General features: G+C 37.6%; 21 protein-coding genes and 3 pseudogenes. 19 read left to right on the top strand and 5 right to left on the bottom strand.

What is annotated here, in order from left to right; all coding sequences use genetic code 11:
* The first annotated feature begins 234 nt into the window (after window positions 1-234).
* Window positions 235-423 carry a twin-arginine translocase TatA/TatE family subunit gene (gene tatA / locus AC6HZ4_RS21670; protein WP_497491845.1) on the top strand — a complete coding sequence of 63 codons (189 nt, stop codon included), beginning with the start codon at window positions 235-237 and terminating at the stop codon, window positions 421-423.
* Window positions 424-501: 78 nt separating this feature from the next.
* A complete protein-coding gene (tatC, locus tag AC6HZ4_RS21665) occupies window positions 502-1230 on the top strand; it encodes a twin-arginine translocase subunit TatC (protein WP_497491844.1) in 729 nt (242 codons plus the stop codon).
* A gap of 126 nt (window positions 1231-1356) precedes the next feature.
* On the opposite strand, the pseudogene AC6HZ4_RS21660 reads toward tatC, so the two are convergent.
* Window positions 1357-1547: pseudogene (locus AC6HZ4_RS21660) on the bottom strand (IS6 family transposase); the annotation flags it as partial.
* A 102-nt stretch (window positions 1548-1649) separates the two neighbouring features.
* On the opposite strand from AC6HZ4_RS21660, the gene AC6HZ4_RS21655 reads away from it, so the two are divergent.
* The 8 genes and pseudogenes from AC6HZ4_RS21655 to AC6HZ4_RS21620 form a co-directional block, all read left to right on the top strand.
* The gene (locus tag AC6HZ4_RS21655; RefSeq protein ID WP_497491843.1) at window positions 1650-2648 is read left to right on the top strand and encodes a LacI family DNA-binding transcriptional regulator; all 999 of its coding nucleotides are present in this window, start codon (window positions 1650-1652) and stop codon (window positions 2646-2648) included.
* A gap of 215 nt (window positions 2649-2863) precedes the next feature.
* The gene (locus AC6HZ4_RS21650; protein WP_497491842.1) at window positions 2864-4207 is read left to right on the top strand and encodes a NosD domain-containing protein; all 1344 of its coding nucleotides are present in this window, start codon (window positions 2864-2866) and stop codon (window positions 4205-4207) included.
* A gap of 95 nt (window positions 4208-4302) precedes the next feature.
* Window positions 4303-5010, top strand: coding sequence for an IS6 family transposase (locus AC6HZ4_RS21645; protein WP_497491841.1), 708 nt, complete (start codon window positions 4303-4305; stop codon window positions 5008-5010).
* 417 nt (window positions 5011-5427) lie between these two features.
* Window positions 5428-6132 carry a cysteate racemase gene (gene cuyB / locus AC6HZ4_RS21640; RefSeq protein WP_497491840.1) on the top strand — a complete coding sequence of 235 codons (705 nt, stop codon included), beginning with the start codon at window positions 5428-5430 and terminating at the stop codon, window positions 6130-6132.
* A 257-nt stretch (window positions 6133-6389) separates the two neighbouring features.
* Entirely contained in the window at window positions 6390-7274 is an 885-nt protein-coding gene (locus tag AC6HZ4_RS21635) for a LysR family transcriptional regulator (RefSeq protein ID WP_497491839.1), read from the top strand.
* 422 nt (window positions 7275-7696) lie between these two features.
* Window positions 7697-8968, top strand: a complete 1272-nt coding sequence (locus AC6HZ4_RS21630) for a cation:dicarboxylate symporter family transporter (RefSeq protein ID WP_497491838.1) — start codon at window positions 7697-7699, stop codon at window positions 8966-8968.
* A 34-nt stretch (window positions 8969-9002) separates the two neighbouring features.
* The gene (aspA, locus tag AC6HZ4_RS21625; RefSeq protein WP_497495799.1) at window positions 9003-10445 is read left to right on the top strand and encodes an aspartate ammonia-lyase; all 1443 of its coding nucleotides are present in this window, start codon (window positions 9003-9005) and stop codon (window positions 10443-10445) included.
* Between the two features lie 225 nt (window positions 10446-10670).
* Window positions 10671-11162: pseudogene (locus AC6HZ4_RS21620) on the top strand (NAD-dependent malic enzyme); the annotation flags it as partial.
* Between the two features lie 332 nt (window positions 11163-11494).
* Here the strand turns inward: AC6HZ4_RS21620 and AC6HZ4_RS21615 are convergent.
* The 3 genes from AC6HZ4_RS21615 to AC6HZ4_RS21605 all read right to left on the bottom strand — a co-directional run bounded on the left by AC6HZ4_RS21615 (window position 11495) and on the right by AC6HZ4_RS21605 (window position 14762).
* Entirely contained in the window at window positions 11495-12202 is a 708-nt protein-coding gene (locus AC6HZ4_RS21615; RefSeq protein ID WP_497491837.1) for an SDR family oxidoreductase, read from the bottom strand.
* A gap of 153 nt (window positions 12203-12355) precedes the next feature.
* Window positions 12356-13546, bottom strand: a complete 1191-nt coding sequence (locus AC6HZ4_RS21610) for an MFS transporter (protein ID WP_497491835.1) — start codon at window positions 13544-13546, stop codon at window positions 12356-12358.
* Window positions 13547-13817: 271 nt separating this feature from the next.
* A complete protein-coding gene (locus AC6HZ4_RS21605) occupies window positions 13818-14762 on the bottom strand; it encodes an alpha/beta hydrolase (RefSeq protein ID WP_497491834.1) in 945 nt (314 codons plus the stop codon).
* A gap of 186 nt (window positions 14763-14948) precedes the next feature.
* Between AC6HZ4_RS21605 and AC6HZ4_RS21600 the strand changes: the two genes are divergently transcribed.
* From AC6HZ4_RS21600 to AC6HZ4_RS21590, 3 genes are all read left to right on the top strand, one after another.
* Window positions 14949-15494, top strand: a complete 546-nt coding sequence (locus tag AC6HZ4_RS21600) for a TetR-like C-terminal domain-containing protein (RefSeq protein ID WP_497491833.1) — start codon at window positions 14949-14951, stop codon at window positions 15492-15494.
* Between the two features lie 269 nt (window positions 15495-15763).
* Window positions 15764-16042 (top strand): ArsR/SmtB family transcription factor, encoded by a 279-nt coding sequence (locus tag AC6HZ4_RS21595; RefSeq protein WP_497491832.1) that lies wholly within the window; start codon window positions 15764-15766, stop codon window positions 16040-16042.
* Between the two features lie 103 nt (window positions 16043-16145).
* Window positions 16146-16529 carry a VOC family protein gene (locus AC6HZ4_RS21590; protein ID WP_497491831.1) on the top strand — a complete coding sequence of 128 codons (384 nt, stop codon included), beginning with the start codon at window positions 16146-16148 and terminating at the stop codon, window positions 16527-16529.
* Between the two features lie 310 nt (window positions 16530-16839).
* On the opposite strand, the pseudogene AC6HZ4_RS21585 reads toward AC6HZ4_RS21590, so the two are convergent.
* A pseudogene (locus tag AC6HZ4_RS21585) lies at window positions 16840-17569 on the bottom strand (tyrosine-type recombinase/integrase).
* A gap of 155 nt (window positions 17570-17724) precedes the next feature.
* Here AC6HZ4_RS21585 and AC6HZ4_RS21580 point away from each other — a divergent pair.
* The 6 genes from AC6HZ4_RS21580 (at window position 17725) to AC6HZ4_RS21555 (ending at window position 25049) form a co-directional block, all read left to right on the top strand.
* The gene (locus AC6HZ4_RS21580) at window positions 17725-18447 is read left to right on the top strand and encodes an SDR family NAD(P)-dependent oxidoreductase (protein WP_497491830.1); all 723 of its coding nucleotides are present in this window, start codon (window positions 17725-17727) and stop codon (window positions 18445-18447) included.
* A 276-nt stretch (window positions 18448-18723) separates the two neighbouring features.
* Window positions 18724-19911, top strand: a complete 1188-nt coding sequence (locus AC6HZ4_RS21575) for an MFS transporter (RefSeq protein WP_497491829.1) — start codon at window positions 18724-18726, stop codon at window positions 19909-19911.
* Between the two features lie 153 nt (window positions 19912-20064).
* The gene (locus AC6HZ4_RS21570; protein ID WP_497491828.1) at window positions 20065-20211 is read left to right on the top strand and encodes an SDR family NAD(P)-dependent oxidoreductase; all 147 of its coding nucleotides are present in this window, start codon (window positions 20065-20067) and stop codon (window positions 20209-20211) included.
* A 193-nt stretch (window positions 20212-20404) separates the two neighbouring features.
* Complete coding sequence (locus AC6HZ4_RS21565; RefSeq protein ID WP_497491827.1) at window positions 20405-21253, top strand: aldo/keto reductase; 849 nt, start codon at window positions 20405-20407, stop codon at window positions 21251-21253.
* A gap of 254 nt (window positions 21254-21507) precedes the next feature.
* Window positions 21508-22368, top strand: coding sequence for an MBL fold metallo-hydrolase (locus AC6HZ4_RS21560; protein WP_497491826.1), 861 nt, complete (start codon window positions 21508-21510; stop codon window positions 22366-22368).
* Window positions 22369-23432: 1064 nt separating this feature from the next.
* Entirely contained in the window at window positions 23433-25049 is a 1617-nt protein-coding gene (locus tag AC6HZ4_RS21555) for an FAD-dependent monooxygenase (RefSeq protein WP_497491825.1), read from the top strand.
* Window positions 25050-25560: the final 511 nt, after the last annotated feature.

Here is a 25560-nt window from a genome sequence, read left to right as displayed (position 1 = left end):
GCTTACTTTGCCCCTCATCGCAGCAACACTGGAACTGGGCCTAGCAGTACGATCTTAAAATTATGTAGAAATCCGGACCATCGTCCGAGATCTTCAACTATAGTTCAAATTAATCGAGGTTTAAAAAGTCTAGGAAAAAATGTTGACATAAACGATTTTTTGGCCTAAGCCATTCTGAAAATAACGATAAACGTCTAAAAAAGAATTACAAGATTTAATTACTAGGAGGAAAATATGCTGCAAAGTATCGGAATTCCAGGGTTAATACTTATCTTAACAATCGCGCTTATCATTTTCGGCCCTTCTAAATTACCGGAAATCGGAAGAGCATTTGGCTCAACTTTAAGGGAATTTAAAAAGTCTACTAGAGAGATTGTGACAGATGATCTAAATGAAGAGACATCTAGTAAAAAAGAAAAATGAGATAAATAAATTAAGAGGAGATGTAGATCCGTCTTACATCTCTTTTTTTATGGAGTGATTATGTTGGAAGATCGAGACATGCACATAGTTCAACATTTAGAAGAGCTGCGCAAACGTATTATCATTACTTTCCTCGCCTTTCTGCTGTTTTTAGTGATGGTATTTGTATATGTTCAAGATATTTACCATGTGTTAGTCAAAGATTTGCCATTTAAGCTAGCATTGTTAGGACCAAGTGATATCTTAATCGTTTATTTCATGATTGCCAGCGTTGTTGCCATTGCAGCTACTATACCAGTCGGTGCGTACCAAGCATGGCTGTTTGTACGTCCGGCATTAACCTCAAAAGAGCGTAAAGTTACAATCGCTTATATTCCAGCACTATTTATCTTATTTGTATTAGGAATTAGTTTTGGTTACTATATTCTATTACCTCTTGTACTAAATTTTTTAATGTCACTATCAAACGACATGTTTAATACGTTCTTTACAACGGAGAAATATTTTCAATTTTTGCTTCACATGACATTGCCTTTTGGATTTCTGTTTGAACTACCCGTTGTCATTATGTTTTTAACAAGCTTAGGAATTATCAATCCGTACCGTCTGCAAAAAATCCGAAAATATGCCTACTTCATATTAATCGTCGTTTCAATTTTGATTACACCACCAGATTTTCTATCAGATATCCTTGTAAGTATACCTTTATTACTCTTATATGAAGGCAGTGTCAGTTTATCAAAATTCGTATATAAACGACAGCATAGGGCTAAAGAAGGTAATAAAGATGCATACGAATCTATTTAAAAACAAGAAAAAGTACAGATATATTCATTTGAAATTAACTTTAGTATTTGCGAACGAAATTCCCGGTTCTGGTGCAAAAATAATTCGCTAGAATCATAGAACAGCAATATCCTATTAACCTTGAGATTAAGCAGCTAACTTAAATAACTTATGAATGGTTTCAACCTCATTTTGGGCATAGTTCACCCTTTGGTGAAGTTGCCCTTTTTTATCATATGCATAGCTTCGATGCCCCTCAAAATCAAGGTAGCTGTATGAAATGATTTCAATCTTAACATGGAACAAACTCTCTTCTTTATAAAACGGTGATCCTGTTCTTATGTTGAAAATTTGTAAAATTTTAACAAAAAATCATTGAAACGTTTCCAAAAAGGTGATATATTAAAAATGAAAACGCTTTAGTAATGGAGGTAGCAGTAGTGCCAAGTATAAAGGATGTTGCAGGCCTAGCGGGAGTTGGAGTTGGCACTGTTTCACGAGTCATTAACAACCATCCAAATGTAAAACCCGAAACAAAGGAGAAAGTGAATGCGGCTATTAAACAATTAAATTATGTACCGAATGAAGTGGCAAGAAACTTTAAAATGCAAAAATCGAAAATGGTTGCGCTTTTGCTTCCAAGTATATGGCATCCGTTTTTCTCGGAGCTCGCTTATTATATCGAAGACGAGCTTGATAAGGAAGGATTTAAATTGATGCTCTGCAATAGTGGAGGCAGACCTGACAAGGAGTTATATTATTTAGACATGCTTAATCAGAATAAAGTGGCAGGCATCATTGGGATAACCTACAATGATATCGAAGATAATGTAAGTACTGATATTCCTATCATCAGCATTGATCGCCATTTTGGAAAAAAAATCACATGTGTAACCTCTGATAACTATACCGGCGGCCGCATTGCCTTAAAAGAGCTTGTGAAAGCAGGCGCTAAAAAGGCGGCGTATTTAGGAATCAATTCTTCTGCTTATAGTGAGGTTAGACTTCGTAAAACAGGGTTTATCGATGAGGCAGAGGTTCAAGGAATCGAATATATCATCTATGAGGAGCATGATGAGACTTTTAGTGATGATAAATACTTTTGGGATTTCTTCAAAATCAAGGAACATCAAGATGTGGATGGCGTATTTGCCAATACAGATACACTTGCCGCCAAATATATTGCTGCAGCTAAACAACATGGATTACGAATTCCGGAGGATGTAAAAGTAATAGGTTATGATGGAATTCAAGATAATAAGCTGCTTCACCCGATTTTATCAACGATTCGACAACCCGTCGAAGAAATGGCCAAGATGTCTGTAAGACTTCTCTTAAGAAAGATTGAAGGTAAAACGTTAGAGCAAGATATTTATCGAATCCCTGTTACGTACAGAGAAGGGGAAACGACTAACTGTTCAATTTTTTTAAATCTTTAATTGGAAACGTTTCAATATAGGGATACTTGAGCAAGACATTTATCGAATTCTCTGGTTCTGGTGCAAATACGATTTGTTAGAAACATCGAAACTTAATATCCATTTCATCAGAAAAGCTACAGGAAAAGCACGAATTCGTAAGGCTTTACTTCCAGCTATATCAAGGAAAAAGTAGTTTATGAACAAACACACTAAATTGATAGGAGAATTTATTTATGGCTAGTAAAAATTATTACGACGTAACAGAGTGGCCTGTCGGTAATCCGTATGAGGATATTGGTGAGGTAATCAATAGCATTATAGCAGATATTAAAAGTAGGCAAACGGACACTGATGTGAATAAAGGCGGAAAGCCGGGTGCGGTTATCTATATTCCACCGGGAGATTATCATCTTGGCAGTCAAGTAGTTATAGACATCAGTTATCTTAAAATTATGGGTTCTGGACACGGGTTTACATCTTCGAGTATTCGTTTTAATACTTCTGAGAATGAATGGGCGGATTTGCATGAATTGTGGCCGGGAGGAAGTCGCATACTCGTAGATATTCCCCTAGAAGTAAATGACGAGGAATATAAAGGAGCTGCATTTTATGTTGAACGAAGTGGAAATCCCCGAATAAGTTCGGTAGAGTTTTCTGACTTTTGTATTGATGGTTTGCATTTTATTGAAGATGGTTCAGGAGAAACAAATCCGGAAAACACATACACTAACGGGAAAACGGGTATTTATGTTGCAAGTGCTTGTGACTCATTTCGGATTACAGGCATGGGGTTTGTGTATTTAGAGCATGGAATTACTATTTATCATGCAGATGCACTGACTATACATGATAATTTCATAGCTGAATGTGGTAACTGTATAGAACTACGAGGTTGGGGACAGGCTTCAAAAATAACCGATAACTTGATAGGAGCCGGTTTTAAAGGATATTCAATTTACGCTCAAAATTTTGGTGGACTTTTGATTACAGCGAATAATGTTTTTCCACGAGGTGCGAGCAGTATCTATTTTGATGGTGTGACACGTTCCAGTATCACAAATAATAGACTTCATTCATTTTATCCAGGAATGGTGGTATTCAGGGAAAATTGTTCGGAAAACTTGGTTTCTTCAAATCACTTTTTACGTGACCATGAACCTTGGACTCCTTTTGTGGGAATAGACAATGGTTTAGATGATTTGTATGGTCTCCTCTATATCAGTGGCAATAATAATTCTGTAATTGCTAATCACTTTTCTGAAGTAATTAATACTCAGAACATCAAGCCGGTAGGTGCAACACCTGTAATCATACGTATTGTTTCGGGTAATGGAAATTATATTTCTAATAATCATGTTGTTGCCACGGAGGTTCATGCCAAGATAAGTGATTCTTGTTTCTCTGCGCAAGTAGACGCTTTGTTGACTACCGAAGCATCAGAGCCGCTTACCGTAACAACAGTATTGGTAGAAAAAGAATCGCTTCAAAATACGATTCTTGATTCGGGAAGTGATGCACAGGTCGTTATGGACAAGACTGTAAATGCATTCAGAGCCACTCCAACGCCAGAAGCATAAATAAGGTTCTGGTGCAAAAACCTCAAAACAATTGCAATTAATCTCTAAGACTCGGACATACTGATACTATTACTCTTAAAAAGGACGTGATCAGTATGGAAAAGCAAAATTTATTTAAGTGGAAACATTATCAACCCGACATTATTTTGTTAACAGTAAGATGGTACCTGCGATACAACTTGAGCTTTCGTAACATAGTGGAGATAATGGAGGAACGTGGCTTATTCATTGCTCACACAACGATTATGCGCTGGGTACATCAATATGGTCCTGAGCTGGATAAGAGAATCCGTTGTCATCTCAGGCAAACAAATGACTCATGGAGAGTCGATGAGACCTATATCAAGATAAAAGGAGAATGGATGTATCTGTATCGCGCAGTAGATTCCGAAGGAAACACCATTGATTTTTATCTTAGCAAAAATAGAAATGCTAAATCAGCCAAGAGCTTTTTCAAAAAAGCCTTGGCTTCTTCGCATGTATCTTCTCCCCGTGTGATCACAGTTGATAAGAATCCAGCGTACCCTGTAGCGATTCAAGAATTACAAGAAGAAAAAAGCATACCTTCTGGTACACAAATAAGACAACAGAAGTACCTAAATAATATCATTGAGCAAGATCATCGATTTATAAAGAAGCGAGTTCGTTCTATGCTAGGATTGAAATCGTTTCGAACTGCCAAAAAGATATTGAGTGGTATGGAAGCGATGCATATGCTTCAAAAGAAGCAAGTTTTCTTACGGAAGGAGTCTGTCAAAAACCAGAAAGAATTTATACACCAGTTGTTTGGACTTACAGCATAAGGTAGGATTCCGAAAGGAATCTATTCATTTTTTCAAACTTTCATTGTATTTGCACCAGAACCGTAATTTTAATATCGACCTTCGCCGGTTAGATTTTTCAATTTGCTTGCAACCCACCAGTCAGAATCAGATGAAATCTTTTTTGATTGCACGTATCGATAAGCTTTCTACTCGTATACCAGTCATCAACCAGCACATATACCTGCTCATCACTTGTTGGATGGTAAGCTTCGATATCAAAACTCCTTATGCACTAGTTATCAATACATAGTTTCTATTGTTGTATAGATTCTTTCTATAATTCATCCCTTAAAAAGGAACTTATAATTAAGTCAATCATTCGAAATACATTTACAGAAATACTAGGAACTTTATTAAGATTGGGCTTTCAAAATATGTTTAAAAGTGGTGAACAAAATGCAAAAAGTTGTTGGGATTATTGGTGGTATGGGACCTTTGGCGACAGTTGATTTAATGAAGAAAATTATTTCTTATACACCTGCAATGAAGGATCAAGATCATATCCATATCATCGCAGACAACTATTCTCAAATACCTGATCGGACAACGGCTATTTTGGGTAAGGGAATAGATCCAACTCCATACATTGTACAATCAGCGCAGCGACTGCAAAACGCTGGTGCGGAGTTTCTTGTTATTGCGTGTAATACCGCTCATTTTTTCTATGAAGCAGCTAAAAGGTCTGTTAGTATTCCGATCTTGCATATGCCTTTAGAAACGGCTCGTTTTGCGCAAGAAAACAATTTTAAAAAAGTAGGTTTGTTAGCTACGGATGGGACGATTAAGACGAGACTATACCAAAACAGTTGTCAAAATTACAGGATTGATGTCATTGAGCCCGATAAAGAAATGCAAGAAAAAGTGATGGAAGGAATATATGCTATTAAAGGTGGAAATTTAGAAACAGGATGTTTATATCTTTCAACGGTTGCTGATAAATTGAAAGAGAGCGGAGCTGAGGCTATTATAGCAGGTTGCACAGAGGTTCCCCTTGTATTGAAATCATCCGAAAACATTTGTGTTATTGATCCAACAGAAATTGTAGCTAAAATGGTTATTAAAGTAGCTAATGGAACAGAGGAAGAAATAATAAAGGTGTAATTTAGAAGTTGGGAATGCGGCAGAATTGCTGCATTCTCATTTTACACTTTAAGAAAGTATAAATTTCTAGCAGGAAGACCACTCGACGTAGTTGGAAATTTTAGGAACAAAGTATAAGTGCAACTACGCCTCTGTCTTCGCTCAAGGGCGGGGCTCGCCAATCGGCGAGTTTTCTTTATGAATGCTTGATGCATACGATCTATGTGTACATGTTATAGTAAATGATAATAGAGAGCTAAAGTAAGGAGTGTTTAGACATGAATATTGAAAATATTGAAGCTTTTATATATGTTTGTCAACTTGGTAGCTTCAATAAAGCTGCCGAAGCTCTTTATTTAACCCAACCTTCTGTAACAGCACGTATCCAATCACTTGAACGTGAAATTAATATAAAACTTTTCCATCGAAACGGCAATAAGATTTCCTTAACTGAAAAAGGAGAGTACTTTTTCCCACATGCACAAAAAATTTTACAGTCTTATCAGGAAGCAAAGTATGGGTTGCAACAAGTAGCAATCCCATATGACTTGGTAATTGGGAGTGCTTTATCAATATCTAATAATATTCTTCCCGGAATTTTACCTGGTTTCAAATCTGAATTTAAGGATGTTAGAATAAAAATTGTAACGGGTCATTCGCAAGACATCTTACAGAAGGTTATTAATAAAGAAGTTGACTTTGGCATCGTACGAACAGAAACACATCCTCAAGTAGAATCCATTCGTCTTTATAATGACCCTATTGGCCTTTTTGTACCTCGAAATCATATATTTTTAAAAGAAGAAAAAGTAACAATAAAACATGTAAGTAAACAACCCCTTATCTTTTTTGATTATGGGTCAATGGATTGGCTCATGATTCATCGGCTATTTTCAAGTAATGATGTAAATCCAACTATATCTTTAGAAGTAGATAATATGGAAACAGCGAAAAACTTAGTGATACAAGGGATGGGCATTAGTTTCTTGCCTGAACATTGTGTCAAACAAGAATTAGAAAATGGAGAATTGATCCGAGTGGAAATGGCACCTCCAGTGAAAATTAATATTAGTATTGATTTTATCTATTTAAAAGGCAGACCAAAATCTGTTTTTATTGATTTCCTAAAAGATAAGATGTGTACACAAAAACAAACCGATTGATATATCAATCGGTTTGTTTTTGTTCTGGGGTTGATAGGTATGTGAATTCTATAGATATCTTCTATTTGGATATAGTTTTCTTCTATAACTCAACTCGTTACAAAGAATTTATAATTAACACTAATAAGGGGTGAATTCTGAAAATTTTATAATTTGGGTCACTAAAAATCATATTGAGGGGATTAGCCTTAGGACAATTATAAAAAAGTTTTAATAAGGTAAGTTATTTGGAAGTTCATCCATTATTTTGAGCAATTATCACTTCTAAAAGGAGGAGATATAAACAAAGTTTTTCTTACCATGATGACAGTCGGATCATTCAATGTATGAAAGGGCAAGGACTCATCATTCTTCAATTATTATCTATAAGAATAGAGGAGTGTATAGTAAACCAAAAACGAAAAAATGAAAGGGGTTTCAACATGAAAAAATTTGGATTGGGAACACAAATTTTTATCGGACTCGCATTAGGTATTTTAGCGGGAGCTGTTTTCTATGGTAATGAAACAGCGATGGCTGTTCTTCAGCCAATTGGTGACATTTTCATTCGGTTAATCAAGATGATTGTTATACCGATTGTTGTAGCAGCTCTTGTAGTATCGATAGCGGGCGTAGGTGATATAAAAAAGCTAGGACAGCTAGGTGGAAAAACACTTCTTTATTTTGAAATTGTTACCACAATTGCAATTGCTGTTGGCCTGCTAGCTGCAAATATATTCCAACCAGGCACCGGCATCGAAATGAGTAATCTTGAAAAAAGTGATATATCTAAGTATGAAGCAACCACTAAGACAGCTGAAAGTGCGGGTTTTACAGATAAAATTGTTCATCTTGTACCAAGTAACATCTTTCAATCATTGGCAGAAGGAGACTTGTTAGCAATCATCTTTTTCTCCGTTTTATTCGGTGTAGGAGTTGCAACGATCGGAGAAAAAGGAAAGCCAATCTTAAATTTCTTTGATGGTGTGTTAGAAGCGATGTTTTGGATGACAAATTTTGTGATGAGATTTGCCCCATTGGGTGTATTTGCATTAATCGGTGTCAGTGTGGCGAAATTTGGAGTCGCGTCATTGATTCCTCTAGGAAAGTTAGTAATTGCAGTATATGCAACCATGTTCTTCTTTGTATTTGTTGTATTAGGCATTATTGCGAAAATGGCAGATACCAGTGTACTTATCCTTATTAAAGTTTTGAAAGATGAATTGATGTTAGCGTTTACAACGACAAGTTCTGAATCTGTATTGCCGAGATTGATGGATAAAATGGAAAAACTCGGTTGTCCAAAAGCGATTACCTCTTTTGTTATTCCGACCGGTTATACGTTCAACCTTGACGGCTCAACCATTTATCAGGCAATTGCTTCACTTTTCGTTGCACAAATGTATGGGATTCATTTATCCATATCGGAGCAAATTACACTCCTACTTGTGCTCATGTTGACATCCAAGGGAATGGCTGGAGTATCCGGAGCCTCTTTTGTAGTAGTGTTAACGACACTTGGGTCGATGGGACTTCCTCTCGAAGGTATGGCGTTCATCGCTGGTATTGATCGTATTTTAGATATGCTTCGGACAGCTGTTAACGTAGTAGGTAACGCATTGGCTGCAATTGTCATGTCAAAATGGGAAGGCCAATATGATAAAGAACAAGCAGATCGTTATACAGCTTCCCTCAAACAATCTAAAGTAGCGTAAATCAAACTAGCATATAAAAGGGGAGAAAAATATGATGATAGATTTAGAAGTAAAGAAAGAACCAAACGTACGAATTGAAAAAGATTTTTTAGGAGAAAAAGAGGTGCCGGTGGATGCTTATTATGGCATTCAAACATTGCGCGCTGTTGAAAACTTTCCTATCACAGGGTATATCATTCATGAAGAGCTCATTAAGGCTTTAGCCATTGTCAAGAAAGCGGCTGCTCTTGCTAATATGGAAACAGAGCGTCTGTATGAAGGGACAGGCAAGGCGATTGTGCAGGCTGCTCAAGAAATCATAGACGGCAAATGGCACGATCATTTCATTGTTGATCCAATTCAAGGCGGGGCAGGAACATCGATGAACATGAATGCGAATGAGGTTATTGCTAACCGCGCGCTTGAATTGATCGGAAAAGAAAGAGGAGAATACTTCCATATCAGTCCAAACAGTCATGTGAACATGTCACAGTCTACAAATGATGCTTTTCCGACTGCGATTCATATTGCAACATTAAATATGTTAGAGAAATTATTGGACACAATAGAATATATGCAAGGCGTATTTGAACAAAAAGCAAAGGAATTTGACCATGTCATCAAAATGGGCCGCACGCACCTGCAGGACGCTGTACCAATTCGTTTGGGTCAAGAGTTTGAAGCATATTCTCGTGTGCTTGCCCGTGATATAAAGCGCATCAAACAATCCCGCCAGCATTTATATGAGGTAAATATGGGCGCAACGGCAGTGGGAACTGGTTTGAATGCAGATCCACGTTACATTGAAAGCGTAGTGAGACATTTAAGGCAAATCAGTGGCTTACCACTTACAGGAGCTGAACATCTTGTCGATGCGACTCAAAATACTGATGCTTATACAGAAGTCTCTGCTGCACTAAAAGTTTGCATGATGAACATGTCCAAAATTGCAAACGATTTACGTCTAATGGCATCCGGACCTCGTGCAGGAGTTGCAGAAATTACACTACCAGCTCGTCAGCCCGGTTCATCAATCATGCCTGGGAAAGTTAACCCGGTCATGCCTGAGATGATTAATCAGGTGGCCTTTCAGGTAATAGGCAATGATCATACCATTTGCTTAGCCTCTGAAGCAGGACAGCTTGAATTAAACGTTATGGAACCTGTGCTTGTCTTTAACTTGCTTCAATCCATCGGTATTATGAATAACTCGTTTCGGGCATTTACAGATTATTGTCTCCTAGGTATTGAAGCAAACGAAGAACGCTTAAAAGAATACGTAGAAAAAAGCGTAGGTATTATTACGGCTGTTAACCCGCATATTGGATATGAAGTAGCGGCTCGGATCGCACGGGAAGCTATTTTAAAAGGTAAATCAGTACGTGAATTATGCTTGCAATATGATGTATTAACAGATGAAGAACTTGATCTTATATTAAATCCTTATGAAATGACAAACCCTGGAATTTCAGGGGCAGCTCTATTTGACAGAGAATAAATAGGTTTTTATAAGCTCGATGGTTAATATATTTTTTCCATATGTTTGTAAGAATGCTCAAAGTTTATATGAGTGCTGTTCTAATAGAGAGGTTTAACACCCAAAAAGCCAATTGGTTTCAGAGAGGCCTTGGCTTTTTGGTTTTTCCATAAGTCATGCCATAGTAGACTTTACGCATTAGAACTGACATAAAGAGAAGTCTTGATTATAGTCTCAAATTTCGTTGTCCTACGTTCACATGAAGGAGGGAAAATTCACATAAAAAGCAAAATACCTATTGAATCTCTAGCAGACTTGAGACGAGTGTATACACCCGGAGTTGCGAACGTTTGCCGTGTAATAGAAGCAGAACCGGAAAAAGCAAGAATCTATACTAGTATCGGCAATACAGTGGCCATTGTCACAGATGGGACTGCGATACTTGGTCTTGGAGACATTGGCCAGGTTGCGGGAATGCCGGTAATGGAGGGGAAATCAGCCCTCTTCGACCAATTATCCGATATTAATGGAGTCCCTATTCTTTTGAATACGAAAGATCCAGATCAAATCGTACAAACAGTGAAAAATATTTCCTTAGGATTTAGCGGGATTCTTTTGGAGGACATCGCTTCCCCGCATTGCTTTGAAGTAGAGGAACGCTTGAAGAAGGAGTTAGACATTCCTGTTATGCACGACGATCAACATGGAACAGCCGTTGTAACTTCCAGGACAAGCATAGTAGTAAGAACATATTTAACATCGCACTCACTAAACAACAAGTTGACAATCATTTTGCTTAAACATCAATAAGCACAGCGGGAAGCGGGGCCCGGACGGTTGTTGTCCGCTCCGTTTTTTCGTCGATGAGCAGCGGCCGTCGCAGACCAGACGGCGCCGCATGCTGGCTTCCGGATTACGCGATTGATAGAAGAGAGACGGCCGGGGCCGGTCACATCCGAAGGCTTAGCGTATATTTTCGTTAAAATGTTGGCGGGACCCCTTATAGAAAAAGCCAATCTTCCTATTTTATCCTTTTTTCTGTAATTAATTTTAAACAATAAGCTGTAATGCTACCAATCGATTCGTTTTCCATCTCTAAAGAATTCCCCATTAGGTCCTTCAGGTCCAACAGTTGCTAACCAAAGGATAGACTCAGCTGCTTGTTTTGGCGTTTTTGGAGCAGATGGTCCACCCATATCTGAGCTTACCCATCCCGGATCGACCGCGTTTATTTTGATATCACCTTTGATTTCTGCAGCTACCAATCGTGTCAATCCATTTAGGGCAAGCTTAGACAACTTATATGCGCCTACTCCTGGATAAGACATTTCGTCCAACGCCCCATATTCCGAGGAAACATTAATAATTCTTCCGTAACCTTGTTTTTCCATGAGGGGAATAAAGGAACGGATGACATGGTAAGCGCCAAAGAAATTCGTTGCCATCGTTCTCTCCAGAATGGAAGGGTCCATAGATACTAACTTTTTATTCTGATCCAAATACACGCCAGCATTATTAATCAAAACGTCTACTCTTCCATAACGCTCATTAACTGTAATCGCAGCTTGACGGATGCTTTCTTGATTATCTACATCCATCACCACAAACGAAACGTCCAGATTTGACTCATTAAGTTTTTGAGTAGCTTCATAACCCATCTCTGGATCCCGACTTGTCAAAATGACCTTAAAACCTTTCTGAGCTAATTGTTTGACTAGCTCATATCCAATTCCTCGATTACCACCAGTCACAAGAGCAACTTGTTCTTCATGTGCCATTTAAACTCTCCATTTCTCATCTACTGATAACCTGGGCTAGGGCAGTTAGCATTTTTAGATTATTTCGTTCTTTGATTCAGTTACACCTAGAAATCCTAAAAGCCAATAGGACAGGAATGATAAATCAATAATGATTAGCAAACCCTAAAAAAGTTAAATTGATTTCTTATCTAAAAGGTTGTTTTGTACACTACTACTACCCATGTAGTTTCTCATTAAAATAAATACCAAACTCAATATTAACGATAAAACCCCAACTAATACGACGTACTCGGTACCCATTTCTGATATAAATAACCCGCCTACAGCCGCACCCAATGTTGTTCCTACATTACAGGATGATATAAATAATCCATTGGCAAAATCAGGCGCTTCGGGAGCTGAAGACACAATCAAATATTGATTAATATTTGCCATTATTCCTCCAGCCAATATGCCCCAAATTAAAGTTGTAATTGCCATAGGTACGGTAAACTGTCCTGTGAAGAATAAAATGATGTAAACAGCCCCCAATAACAAAGGAAAAGATACTACAGATTTGGTGGCACTATGAGTAAGTAACTTTCCTGCGACAATGTTTCCAATAATATTGGCTCCACCGAAGATGAATAACGTTAAACTTATGGTATTCGGAGACATATTCGTTACTGTTTTCAGATATTCAGCAAGATAACTATAAACCCCAAATACGGCTGAGTTTAATAAAATGACAGTCACGATGGAAAGCCATATAATGGGTTTTCTTAATACGGAAAATTGTGTACCATAAGAAAGTCTTTCTTCAACAGGCATAGATGGTACAAAAATCAATGTTGCAATGAACATAATAGCATTCACAATAGCAAAGAATGCCATCGCCATTTCATACGAAACGGCATTATCAATAAAACTTGCGATCGGTACGCCGGCTACCATACCAGCAGATACTCCTATAAATACTTTAGCAACTGCTTTTGGAGCTTCTTCTTTACTTACTGAGGAAGCAGCTACTGTAAATGTCAAAGAACAATAAATAGGATGAAAAAAGGCCAATATTACACGAATAACTAATGTAATGGTAAAGCTAGATGTAAATAGGGAGACTATGTTCCCCAACACGAAAACACCAAGTACAAGTAACATAACCTTCTTTCGATCTATACCCGAAAACAATAACGGCATAATAGGACCAGATATTGCAACACCAAGGGCAAAAAAACTCACCAGCCATCCTGCTTTTGGTATGCTGACATGAAAGTGATCAGCAATGGATGGCAATAACCCAATAACCCCCATTTCGGTATTTAAGATGCCGAAAACTCCTATGGTCAATATGAAAATCAACAAATTATCTCGTTTAGTCAAAAAAACAACTCCTATCTTCAATCAAATGCCCCCAAAAAGCAATGGGGGCATTTGATTAAAATTTCGTTCCGAAGAATTCAAAGTTAACTTCGTCTGAAAGCTTTTGCATCCTCATAAGTGAGAGAAGTCGAAAAGCCACGATAGGCATTGATCTGCTTTTGAAGCTCTGCGACTTTCTGTTCTGCGCTAGCGATGGCATCTGAACCACCGATCCAGCGAAACGGTGGTTCCTCCTGATTTGCGATGGTGATTAGAGCCTTTGAAGCAATTGTTACTTCAAATTCTCGGTAAAGAATGCTTCCAACTTGTCGAATGGAATCAAATCCGTCTTGTCATACAGATCAACATGTCCTGCATTTGGAACGCTGTACAGCTCTTTTGGTTCTGCCGCCAATTCGTAAGCATCTTCACTAAAGTATCGTGAGTGAGCGTGCTCGCCCATGATGAACAAAATTGGTCGCGGCGAAATCGATTTAATGTGCGTAAGCAGAGGGAAGTTCATAAATGACATGCTGCTTGTCACGGTAAATTGAGTAATTGAGTTTGGGTGGTACCCACGAGGCGTAGAATAGAACTCGCCAAACTCGCGACCGATAGGGTCTGTATTATCATCAAATCCAATAGGTGCTCCTCGATCGGTCAGCGCTGGCGGGTTGCCCTCAAACTCCGCGTAGCGTTGCTCAGCAACTGCATCGAGTATTCTGATGCGATCTTCTTCGGTGAACGAGTCCTTAAAGCCATTGCGTGCCGCACGGGATATATCGTACATGCTGACCGTGGCGACTGCCTTAATGCGTCTATCAACCTGCGCTGCACTGATCGCAAAACCACCGCTACCACACATACCGATTACACCAATTTGATTCTTATCTACAAATGGACGCGTACCTACATAATCAACGGCTGCACTGAAATCCTCTACGAATAGGTCAGGCGAAGAAAGGTGCCGTGGCTCTCCGCTACTGTATCCGTTGAATGACGGGTCAAATGCAAGAGCCACAAAACCACGCTCTGCCATGTTTTGAGCATAAATACCCGAACCCTGCTCTTTAACACCACCATAGGGCGCACCTATAATAACGGCTGCGTGTTTCTTTGACTCATCAAAGTCTTTTGGCAAGTAGAGATCTGCCGCAATTTTGATGCCAAACCTATTATTGTATGAAACTGATTTCCTTGTTACCTTATCGCTTAACTCGAAAATATAGTTTGACATATTCAATAACACCCTTTCATGTTTAATAAAAACTACGATTGATGTATTCTCGACATCTGTTTATAATTTATAAAATAAATATAAGCGAAACAAGACATGAAACTCGTTGATTTAACCGGATTTGTTGTTTACACAACAAATCGATAAAAATTGTCGATTATCTCAAGAAAGCAGGGTGTTAAAACAATGGCAAAAGTGGATAGAAGAATTGTTAGAACGCAAGAAGCAATAAAAAAAGCATTTCTTGAATTGATGTCAGAAAAAAATTTCGATAGCATTACCATTCAGGATATTTCTGACAGGGCAAATATTAACCGTGCAACTGTTTATCTTCATTACTTGGATAAATTTGATCTATTGGATAAGATCATAGAAGAACATATCAGTAACATGGTTAACCTTTGTGAGTCGGAAGCTGAAATGGATTGGATTGAATCGACTGTACATTGCATGGAATATCTTGAAAGTAATTATTTGTTTTTTTCGACGATGTTGGCGAGTGAAGGAGCACGATATTTTCGCAGCCGGTTTGTTCAACATAATATTGAAGAGTTCAAAAAAGACGTGGATATAACGAAAGGCAAAAATCTCGGTCAAAACGAAGATGTAGTTGTCGAATTTGTTGCAAATGCTTACGTAGGTGTAGTGGAATGGTGGCTAAAAAATGGCATGCCTTATCCACCGAAGGAAATGGCAGAAAAAGTGGGAGATTTATTAGAAAGGATTATATAGATTTATCGCATAAAAAATCTCTCTTGTTTATTAAGGAATGAGGAGGATAATGTGTCCTTCCTCTTCAATAAAAATGTTGTATGTGAAGGGTTGCACTTAAAGTAACTGGCAGGATAGTTGAATAAGAAAAGTGTTAAAAATTTATTTTTCTATAAGGTTCAAACTACTATTATGTGACTTTAACGGTTGCATGATACGGTTCCTTTATCACGAAACCATACAGTTGCTTATACTTGACATGCAACCGTAGAGTTGCTTATAATCGATATATGAATTGGGACAAAGACGCTATATTCAAAGCACTTGGTGACTCGACTCGACGACTAATATTAGACGAACTTTCCGAACGTAACGAGCAGACGTTGTATGAACTTACGGTACGTCTCATTACGAAGCACAACCTTTCCATTACGCGACAGGCGATAGCTAAACATCTTTCTGTACTGGAAGATGCAGGGCTCGTAAAATCAAAACGAAAGGGAAAATATCGAGTAGTGGTATTTAACAACGAACCACTTAAAAATTTGCTGAAAGGATGGATCGAGTAATTTTATTAAAAAGACTTCTTACGAGTGTATGAGTTTTTCTGCATGGAGCCAGATTGTTAGCAGAGCACTATACGTTGCAAATATCAAGGGAGGCAAAAACATTATGAAAATTATTGTTACCAGTTTATTCGTTCAAGATCAAGACAAGGCATTGGAGTTTTATACAAATACGCTAGGCTTTGTAAAAAAGCATGACGTTCCCATGGGAAAATTTAGGTGGATAACGCTTGTTTCTCCAGATGATCAAGACGGTACAGAACTTTTGCTCGAACCGAATGACCATCCGGCCGCCAAAGAGTATCAAAAGAAGATATTTGCCGAAGGCATCCCAGCAACAATGTTTGGCGTTGCAGATGTTCACAAAGAGTACAAACGATTAATGCAACAAGGCGTGAAGTTTACTATGGAGCCGACAAAAATGGGCGAATTCACAATAGCTGTCTTCGATGATACATGCGGCAACCTCATTCAGATCATACAGAAGTAACTTTATGTCGAAATAGAAGTGACCTAGTTCTAAATGACTTTATTGTTATGTTTTAAGTTCGATGAAGTGTTTTTTATAAAAATTAAACAACTTTATGTTAACCCTGTCCTATTTAAGGACGGGTTTATACATGTTTAAGCTTTAAAAATAAATAACATTGTTGTCACTCTACTAAAGAAGTGTAACACTGTGAATAAGTTCACTTAAACAAACGGGTAGCAAAAGTGAAAAAAGCAACCAATCTCGATGTACTTGTACTGCACCCCAAGAGTTAGAGCTGAATTCTGTCTTTTGGGGTGCTTTTCTATGGCTAGAAATACTTTCTATAAAATTCCTGTCGGATGCTTCCGCTTAATTGTGCATAAATCCGGGTAGTTTCACTTTTTTCGTGACCTAATAAGCTTTGAATAACATCGAGAGGTGCTCCATTATTCAATAAATGGGTCGCATAGCTGTGCCTCAGTTGGTGAGGATGAATGTCTTTGTTAATACCAGCACGGTTGGAAATCCGCTTAATTATGTATCGCATCGTGGCAATGCTCATTCGATGAGGATCGCGTTCCGTGACAAAGATAGCAGGATCCCTGTCTATACGACTATCCAGGTATCGTTTTAACCAAATTTCGCAGCGAATATTAAAATAGACCTCCCGTTCCTTATCGCCTTTACCTCTTATAACAGCAGGCTTCCCGTAAATGTTCAATTTCCATTTCGGTCAAAAATTTAGGAATTCGTTTCCCAGTTTTAGGTTCTTTTATTTTAGCTGCTGGGTTTGTGGGAATATGCCCTTCTTCATGAGACCATCGAAATAATGATTTCATAAAACGAATTCGATGAGCCAAACTTGCAGGCTTGAGACTTTCACTTGATTTTGCTAAATAAGCTTTTAATTGATCCGTAGTGATCGTATCAAGTTGAACATCATTAAAAAAGCGTATAAGTAAGCCGGACTGTAGTTTATATGCTTTTAATGTTTGCGGTGAAAAGCCTTCAATACGTTTATCAGATTCATACGTTTCCCATGCTTGAGATAATAACAAGTTCATCTCTCCCCAAAAATTCTTTTTTCAGGAATTATTGACCTGTTTCTCGAAATTGAAACGGCGGTTCTTATTAAGCTAAATGGCAGGTTAATTTAAGTGAAAACATTCAAAATGTTAATTCCTTATTAAATTGAAAAAGAAGAATAAACATAGTGTTCATTCCAGTTTTAGTTTTTCTTTTGCCTAAATATATTCAACAATTTCATACTGACCCAACAGATTGCGAGGCTGCCGTCAAGTTGGCTGTTGACCGATTTGGACGCATTGATGTGTTGGTCAACAACGCAGGTAACTTCTATGGTGGCTTCTTCGAGGAATTTACCCCACAGCAGTTAGAACGTCAAATAACAACCAATCTCATTGGTCCGATGAACGTCACCCGTGCTGTGTTACCTATGATGCGCAAGGCTCGTTCTGGTCACATTATTTCGATCTCTTCACTTGCGGGATTGGTCGGATTTGAGTTCAATGCCGCTTACGCTGCTTCGAAATTCGGTCTTGAGGGTTGGATGGAGTCGTTACATTACGATGTTGCTCCATTCGGCATCAAAACGACCATTGTCGAACCAGGCTTCTTCCGTACCGAACTTTTGGAGCCAGAATCAACATTCTTTGCTGAACTATCAATCGATGACTACGCCGAACGTAATGTACAATTCAAAACTTTCTTTAAAGAAAAGAATCGAAAACAGGAAGGTGATCCCGTCAAACTTGCAAAAGCTCTAATCACCATCGCAAGTCAAGAGGAACCACCGTCTCGCTGGATCGCTGGTACAGATGCCATCGCTGGTGCAGAGCAGAAGGTTACAGAACTTCAAGAACAGATTAACGCCTATCGTGACCTTTCGACTTCCCTCGATTACGAGGAGGCATAAGCTGTCAGATGTACTAACGTAAAATAACAAATTGCCCATTTAAACGCTTTTGGACTTAAGGGGGGAATTACAATGGAAAGACCCTATATTGTCTGCCACACGTTAACTTCATTTTAAAAGAAGTCGAAAAACTGGATGATGGTAGGCTGTGGTTGAAGTATGTAACTAAACATGGTTAACCAGCGACGTAGCCCTGTAAAAAGCAGTCGTAACAGGGCTATTTTTTCTCTTCTTTTATATAATTAACGCTTGAAATAGGAGTTAGGGGGTACTTTTTTGACTAGAAAAAACAATTTGCTTATTTTTATATTAACTATCGGTGTTTTCGGCATCTTAAATACCGAAATGGGGGTTATTGGGTTATTGCCTTCCATTGCTGATCACTTTCATGTCAGCATACCAAAAGCAGGATTGACGGTTAGTTTTTTTGCTCTTGCTATTGCTATATCTGGACCAATGATGCCGTTATTGTTTTCCGGAATCAACCGTAAGAAGGTCATGTTACTTGTATTAGGAGTTTTCGTTTTGGGAAACATTGTATCCATATTTATATCTAACTTTACCATTCTATTAATTGCTCGTATTATTCTAGGCTTTTTTCATCCAATTTATTGTTCTATGGCATTTACAGTAGCTGCTTCCTCAGTAAGTAAAGAAGAAGCTCCAAAAGCTGTTTCTAAAGTATTTATAGGAGTATCTGCTGGTATGGTAGCCGGCGTACCGATCGCAAGTTTTATTGATAATGCCGTTTCATATGAAATGGCGATGGCATTCTTTGCTATTGTGAATGCTATTATGTTCATTGCAACATTGATTTTTGTACCATCTATGCCTGTTGAAGAAAGACTTTCTTACGGTACACAACTTTCCGTATTAAAAAAACCTATTATATGGGTTTCTACCGTGACTGTTATTTTATTAAATTCATCTGTATTTGGGGTTTATAGTTATCTTGCTGATTATCTGGAAAATGTTATAAATATGTCTCCAAATACCATAAGTTTAACATTATTCATCTTCGGTGGAGCCAACATAATTGGAAACATTGTCACAGGAAAGCTGCTTACGAGTAGTGCCACCAAATCTGTAGTATTTTTTCCTTTATTATTGGGTGTTGTTTACATCATTTTATTCTTCACAGGACATTTTGCCGTACCTATGGCAATTACAACTTTCATTTGGGGAATCTTTGCTGGAGGAATAATGGCAAATATTAATCAATATTTGATTGTGTCTTCAGCTCCCGAAGCGCCTGATTTTGCCAATGGATTATTTATATCAGCCTGTAACGCAGGAACAACATTGGGTGCAGCTGTAGGCGGGTTATTTATATCAGAAATGGGTACTAGGTACGTCGTATTAGTTGGGGTTTTATCGTTACTATTGAGTTTGGTGTTTATTTTAATGAGAAACTACATGGGTAGTAGTGTACAAAACAACCTTTTAGATAAGAAATCAATTTAACTTTTTTAGGGTTTGCTAATCATTATTGGTGTATCATTCCTGTCCTATTTGCTTTTAGGATTTCTAGGTGTAACTGAATCAAAGAACGGAACAATCTAAAAATGCTAACTGCCCTAGCCCAGGTTATCAGTAGATGAGAAATGGAGAGTTTAAATGGCACATGAAGAACAAGTTGCTCTTGTGACCGGTGGTAATCGAGGAATTGGATATGAATTGGTCAAGCAATTGACTTTGAAAGGTTTTAAGGTCATTTTAGAAGTCCGGGATCCAGAGAGGGGTCATGAAGCAGCACAATTATAAGGGAATGGTTTGTTAATTCTTAAGCATGGATTGAACTTAGTCAAATGAATTGACATAAACAATGGAGATTTCAGCGATCAGTAAAAATTATTTCTGGGCTCTGATACATTTTTATGAATGATAAAAGAGCCATATTTTAATTGGAAATCATCTCGAAATCAGCTATAAAATTTTCAGGTGAGGAGTGAAAAAATTGAATAAAGTAAAAATTGCAGGAAGGAAAGTTTTTCCCATAGGCTTAGGCACTTGGAATATGGGAGACAAAGCATATAAATTTGAACAAGAAGTAGAAGCAATAAGAGTTGGTCTTGATAACGGCGTTCAAGTTATTGATACTGCTGAAATGTATGGTGATGGAAATACAGAGAGATTAGTTGCACATGCTATTAAGCCTTATAATCGTGAAGAATTATTTCTCATTTCAAAAGTTCTCCCTTCAAATGCCTCAAAAAAGCAATTACCGATTAGTTTAGAAAATAGCTTAAAAAGATTAAATACAGATTATTTAGATCTATACTTACTCCATTGGAAAGGGAATATTCCTATTGAAGAAACTATTGAAGCCTTGGAGAAAGTAAAAAGTCAGGGGAAAATTAAGTCATGGGGTGTTTCTAATTTAGATGTTGGTGACTTAGAAAAAATAATGAAATTACCTGATGGAATAAAATGTGCAACAAATCAAGTACGTTATAATTTGGGAGATCGAGGGATTGAATTCGATTTAGTACCTATGATGAACAAACTTGAAATGCCATTAATCGCCTATGCCCCAGTTGCTAGGGGCGATAGCTTTGGTACTAATCTAACTAAACAAAAAGTTTTAAAGGAAATTGCTGAAAAACATCATTCAAATAGTTTTCAAATTTTATTAGCATGGTGTATTCGAAATGGTCAAACAATTGCCATACCACAATCTAGTAATGCCGCTCATGTGATAGATAATGTGAAAGCAGTTGAGATTCAATTAACACAACAAGATTTGGAGCTAATAGACTCAATCTATCCAAAACCTAGCAAGAAACAGCCACTTGCTTTATGGTAAGAAGAGAATGTAGAAATTACTAAGCTAGAAAATAGTTGGTTCGTATTAAAAAAATTATGCCCTTCTTGTGATGAAAATGTATTTGAGACGAAAATTCATGGTCCTAACAATAAGCAAAAGTTTAATTTGCCAACGAAACAACTTGGATAATGGATGTGAGCTATTGATGTAAGTATCCATCATGTGATGCTACATTTGGGCTTTTCTATGCGATGGTATATGAATATAACTATTTTCAGACGGAGGCGTGCAAAATGAATCAAGGGAAACGACTGAATACCAATGAACCAGGAAATTTTTATGTTACTTCAGCGTGCATCAACTGCGATCAATGCCGTCAAATTGCACCTCATACTTTTTCTGAAGTTGCGAATTTATCAGCTGTGACAAATCAACCGAATGAATACCATGAAGTTATTAAAGCCTTTTATGCTCTTATTTCCTGTCCTACAGGCGCAATTGGAAGTGAACAAAAGGACGGACTCTCCACAGCTATACAGGACTTTCCTTTGCCTATTATCGACAACATTTTTTATTGTGGATTTACTTCTCGACATTCTTGGGGGGCGAGTAGTTATTTGATTCTCCATCCAGAAGGGAACTGGCTAATTGATTCTCCACGCTGGTCACCTCAGTTGGTTAAACGGATCGAGGAAATGGGGGGAATTAAATATATCTTCTTGACTCATCAGGATGATGTTGCCGATGCGAACAAATACGCTAAAAGATTTCAAGCCGAGCGATTTATTCATGCCTTAGAAAAAGAGTCTCAACCTGATGCCGAACATGTGATACAAGGTACGGATTCAATACAATGGCATGCAGATTATAAGTTTATAATGGTTCCTGGTCACACGAGAGGACATATGGTTTTGCTTTATCGCAATAAATATCTGTTTTCAGGTGATCATTTAGCCTGGGATAATGAACTAAATGGTTTATCCGCACATAGGGATGTCTGCTGGTTTTCATGGAAAGCACAAACCGAATCTATGGAGAGGTTAGCTAAGGAAAAGTTTGAATGGATACTCCCTGGGCATGGGAACCGTGTTTTCCTTTCTCAGTTAGAAATGAAAAACGCCATGGTGAAGTTGATAGAAGAAATGAAATCTTAAAATATCCTTTACACCATTTTAATTGGTTAAAGGATGGAATGCCTAAAGCGCCACATGTAATGGCAGAAGAACTGGGGATTTTGTTAGGGAGAATTGTATAGGTTACTTATTAACAAATTGTGAAAGATTTTACTTAAGCTAACGGGAGCGTTTATTTAACAACATGATGCGGCTCTATATGTTTTTTAATTAGTGAGCGATCATATACCTATTTAAGAATAGGACGCTATTGTTTAAGATCAAAGGTAGAAAACGATCAAACTTTTTTATAAAACCGAAACTTAACTATGCTAGAGGGGAATTCATTTTGATCAATCTTTTTTTCAAAATGGATTCTTCTTATTTACCATAAAATACGGGTTTGTGAGGAGTTTTTGATCAAACTTTATTTCAAAGCAACAATAAAAGCTTTCTTAAGCCTCCGACAGAAATATCCATCGGTATAATTCGGGTTCCAGAAAGAAACAAAAGATAGATTGTGTTTCCTGCTTAGCGTAAGGAGGTAAGGATTTTAACTTTTAGAAAATGTATTAGTGGACAATACCCGTATTTTAGGACAAATAAAAACACCCCTCGGGGCCGTTGCAAACAGAGGGGTGCGTTACAAAACAAGAAGGAGAAATGAACAAACTTGCAAGCAAGGGAGTCCTTGTCCATTTCCCTGTCATTATATTTTTGTTATTGTTCTAGAATGAGAGAAACACAGTATTGGCGCGGATACCCGAGAGAATCCACTTCCGATAATGAATGGTTATGCTAACTACAAGTGTATGGAATATTCATTGCTACGTATGGAAGAATTACATGGTTGATGCTTAGTTGCATCTGGATTAGTTTTTTTTAGAATATCCGTTAGTTTATATGTCCCAATAATGTTGAGTATATAAGTATCTTTTATCAAAAATTACAGTCGAAAAAATCGTTCCTTTTTTGGGGCGCACTCTATCTATATGATAAAACATGATGCGGAAAAAGTCTATAATTTCATTGATTTTTATATTATAGTTTGATTACTGAATTCAGTAAGATCCATGGATAAATATAATATTGAAAGGAAAATGTATATGAAACACAAGCGTGTCCCAGTTTTAATTGTTGGGGGAGGACTTACTGGACTCACCTCTGCCCTTTTTCTTGCACGTCATAACATTGATTATTTACTCGTTGAAAAGCATGCTGGCACAGCTATTCATCCAAAAGCCGGAGGAATTACTTTTCGTACGATGGAATTATTTCGACAATTAGGATTAGAGAAAGCCATCCGTACTGCTAGTGAGCCGTTAGATAATATTCGCGGACGAATTGCTGTAGAAACAATCAAAAACATAGACCCAACAGAATTAAAACAGGGAGAGAGTACTCAGAGGGAAATCGACAAAAAAATAGTTGAAATGATTGAAAAGATTAGCCCTTCAAAAGCAGCTTCTTGTTATCAAATGGATTTAGAACCTATCCTTCTTCAAGCTGCTGAACAAGGGAAGGGGCATATCCGCTTTAATACTGAACTTATAGAGTATCAACAAGACGATTTAGGGATAACAGCCACTATAATGGATCGAGAGACAGGAACGAAAGAAATTATTCGAAGTGATTATTTAGTTGCGGCAGATGGTGCTAAAAGCACAATTCGTAAACATACGAAAATTCCAACTACAGGAAGAGGAGTCATAGGAGGCCATTATATCAATATCTATTTCCAGGCGGACTTAAGCACTTTTCTGCAAGGTAGCCAGTTTGGTTTTTATCAAATCCTGAATCCGGAAGTATTTGGTGCACTTATTACAGTGAATAATCGGGATCAATGGATTTATCATGTCGCTTATGATCCTTCGAAGGGAGATCATCCTGAAGATTTTTCTGAAGAAAGATGCTGTGAGATTGTTAAAAAAGCTATAGGAGTACCGAATCTTAATATTGTTATATTGAGTATTTTGCCTTGGGCAGCTGTAGAAAGGACAGCCACTAGTTTTCAAGATAATCGAGTCTTTCTAGTTGGTGATGCAGCTCATCTCATGCCACCTACAGGAGGATTCGGTTCGAATGCAGGTATTCAAGATGCTCATAATTTAGCTTGGAAATTGGCAGCTGTGATACACAAACAAGCTCATCCAAGATTGCTCCAAACTTATCATGATGAAAGACATCATGTTGTAGAAGTAACAACGAAATATGCCAGTGATTTGTTATTTAGTGCAATAAATAAAGGTATAAGCAGCCTCAATAATATGGATCATCTTGCAGTTACTGTAGGGTATAAATATAGCTCGACAGCCATTATTGAGGAAGCCCCCACTACAACACATAGAATGGATCGATTAGAACTAAACGGAAGACCAGGTACACGTGCTCCACATATGTGGTTGAAGTATCAAGATAAGTGTATATCCACCTTAGATTTAATAGGTGAAAATTTTGTCTTATTTACGGGGGAAGATAATAGCCTTTGGCGCACTGCTGCTCAGAATGTATCTTCTCACTTAGGTATCCCTATTAATGTTTATAGTATCGGTTCACAAGGAGATTGTGTTGAGTGTGAGGATAGCTGGGAAGCATTGTACGATGTTACGCCTCAAGGAGCTGTATTGATAAGACCAGATGGTTTTGTAGCATGGCGTACAAAAGAGGGAGAATCAAATCCTAGTCTGATTCTTAAACAGGTCATGACTAGCATACTATGGTAAATCTGTTTAAGCTAACACTAATGCGTCTGATTTAAAGTTGATTAAAAAGAGGAGAAATATTCTCCTCTTTTTATTTTTTTGGTACTCTCCTTGCTTTTGAGCAGAGACTGGGAGAGTGGGGATAAGGAACTTCCTATAATGTGGGATTATGTAAACATGAAATCCCTTCAGATTGCTGAAGGGATTTTCTATTTTTTTGGTGTCATAACTTATGAGTTTTAGCACTCCTCTTGCTTTTGGTCTGTCGGCTTAGCGAAGAACAAACCACGATCCGAAAAAAATTGTGCAAGGACAACTAAGAAGGGGAGTACCCGCAAAGCTGTTACCACCCGCAATAAGGAATATCAAGTTAATTTCAAAAACGTATCGCTACTTTTAGGAAAGTAGCCTTTTTTATTTCATCGGTGTAACAAAAACGTTCGTTTTAGTTACTGATTGAGCGTTCTGTTGTTTTAATGAAAGAAGCATAAGTTAATTGAATAAGAATTAAAAGATACCGAACCAAATAATT

It is taken from the genome of Ectobacillus sp. OTK, assembly GCF_059698935.1.
The sequence above is the reverse complement of the archived record's forward strand: the minus strand, read 5'-3'. Positions and strand labels throughout refer to the sequence as shown.

Coding starts and splice junctions, on each gene's coding strand:
- tatA (WP_497491845.1), top strand. CDS start 235: ATGCTGCAAAGTATCGGAATTCCAGGGTTAATACTTATCTTAACAATC.
- tatC (WP_497491844.1), top strand. CDS start 502: ATGCACATAGTTCAACATTTAGAAGAGCTGCGCAAACGTATTATCATT.
- AC6HZ4_RS21650 (WP_497491842.1), top strand. CDS start 2,864: ATGGCTAGTAAAAATTATTACGACGTAACAGAGTGGCCTGTCGGTAAT.
- AC6HZ4_RS21645 (WP_497491841.1), top strand. CDS start 4,303: ATGGAAAAGCAAAATTTATTTAAGTGGAAACATTATCAACCCGACATT.
- cuyB (WP_497491840.1), top strand. CDS start 5,428: ATGCAAAAAGTTGTTGGGATTATTGGTGGTATGGGACCTTTGGCGACA.
- AC6HZ4_RS21635 (WP_497491839.1), top strand. CDS start 6,390: ATGAATATTGAAAATATTGAAGCTTTTATATATGTTTGTCAACTTGGT.
- AC6HZ4_RS21630 (WP_497491838.1), top strand. CDS start 7,697: ATGAAAAAATTTGGATTGGGAACACAAATTTTTATCGGACTCGCATTA.
- aspA (WP_497495799.1), top strand. CDS start 9,003: ATGATAGATTTAGAAGTAAAGAAAGAACCAAACGTACGAATTGAAAAA.
- AC6HZ4_RS21615 (WP_497491837.1), bottom strand. CDS start 12,202: ATGGCACATGAAGAACAAGTTGCTCTTGTGACTGGTGGTAATCGAGGA.
- AC6HZ4_RS21605 (WP_497491834.1), bottom strand. CDS start 14,762: ATGTCAAACTATATTTTCGAGTTAAGCGATAAGGTAACAAGGAAATCA.
- AC6HZ4_RS21600 (WP_497491833.1), top strand. CDS start 14,949: ATGGCAAAAGTGGATAGAAGAATTGTTAGAACGCAAGAAGCAATAAAA.
- AC6HZ4_RS21595 (WP_497491832.1), top strand. CDS start 15,764: ATGAATTGGGACAAAGACGCTATATTCAAAGCACTTGGTGACTCGACT.
- AC6HZ4_RS21590 (WP_497491831.1), top strand. CDS start 16,146: ATGAAAATTATTGTTACCAGTTTATTCGTTCAAGATCAAGACAAGGCA.
- AC6HZ4_RS21570 (WP_497491828.1), top strand. CDS start 20,065: ATGGCACATGAAGAACAAGTTGCTCTTGTGACCGGTGGTAATCGAGGA.
- AC6HZ4_RS21560 (WP_497491826.1), top strand. CDS start 21,508: ATGAATCAAGGGAAACGACTGAATACCAATGAACCAGGAAATTTTTAT.
- AC6HZ4_RS21555 (WP_497491825.1), top strand. CDS start 23,433: ATGAAACACAAGCGTGTCCCAGTTTTAATTGTTGGGGGAGGACTTACT.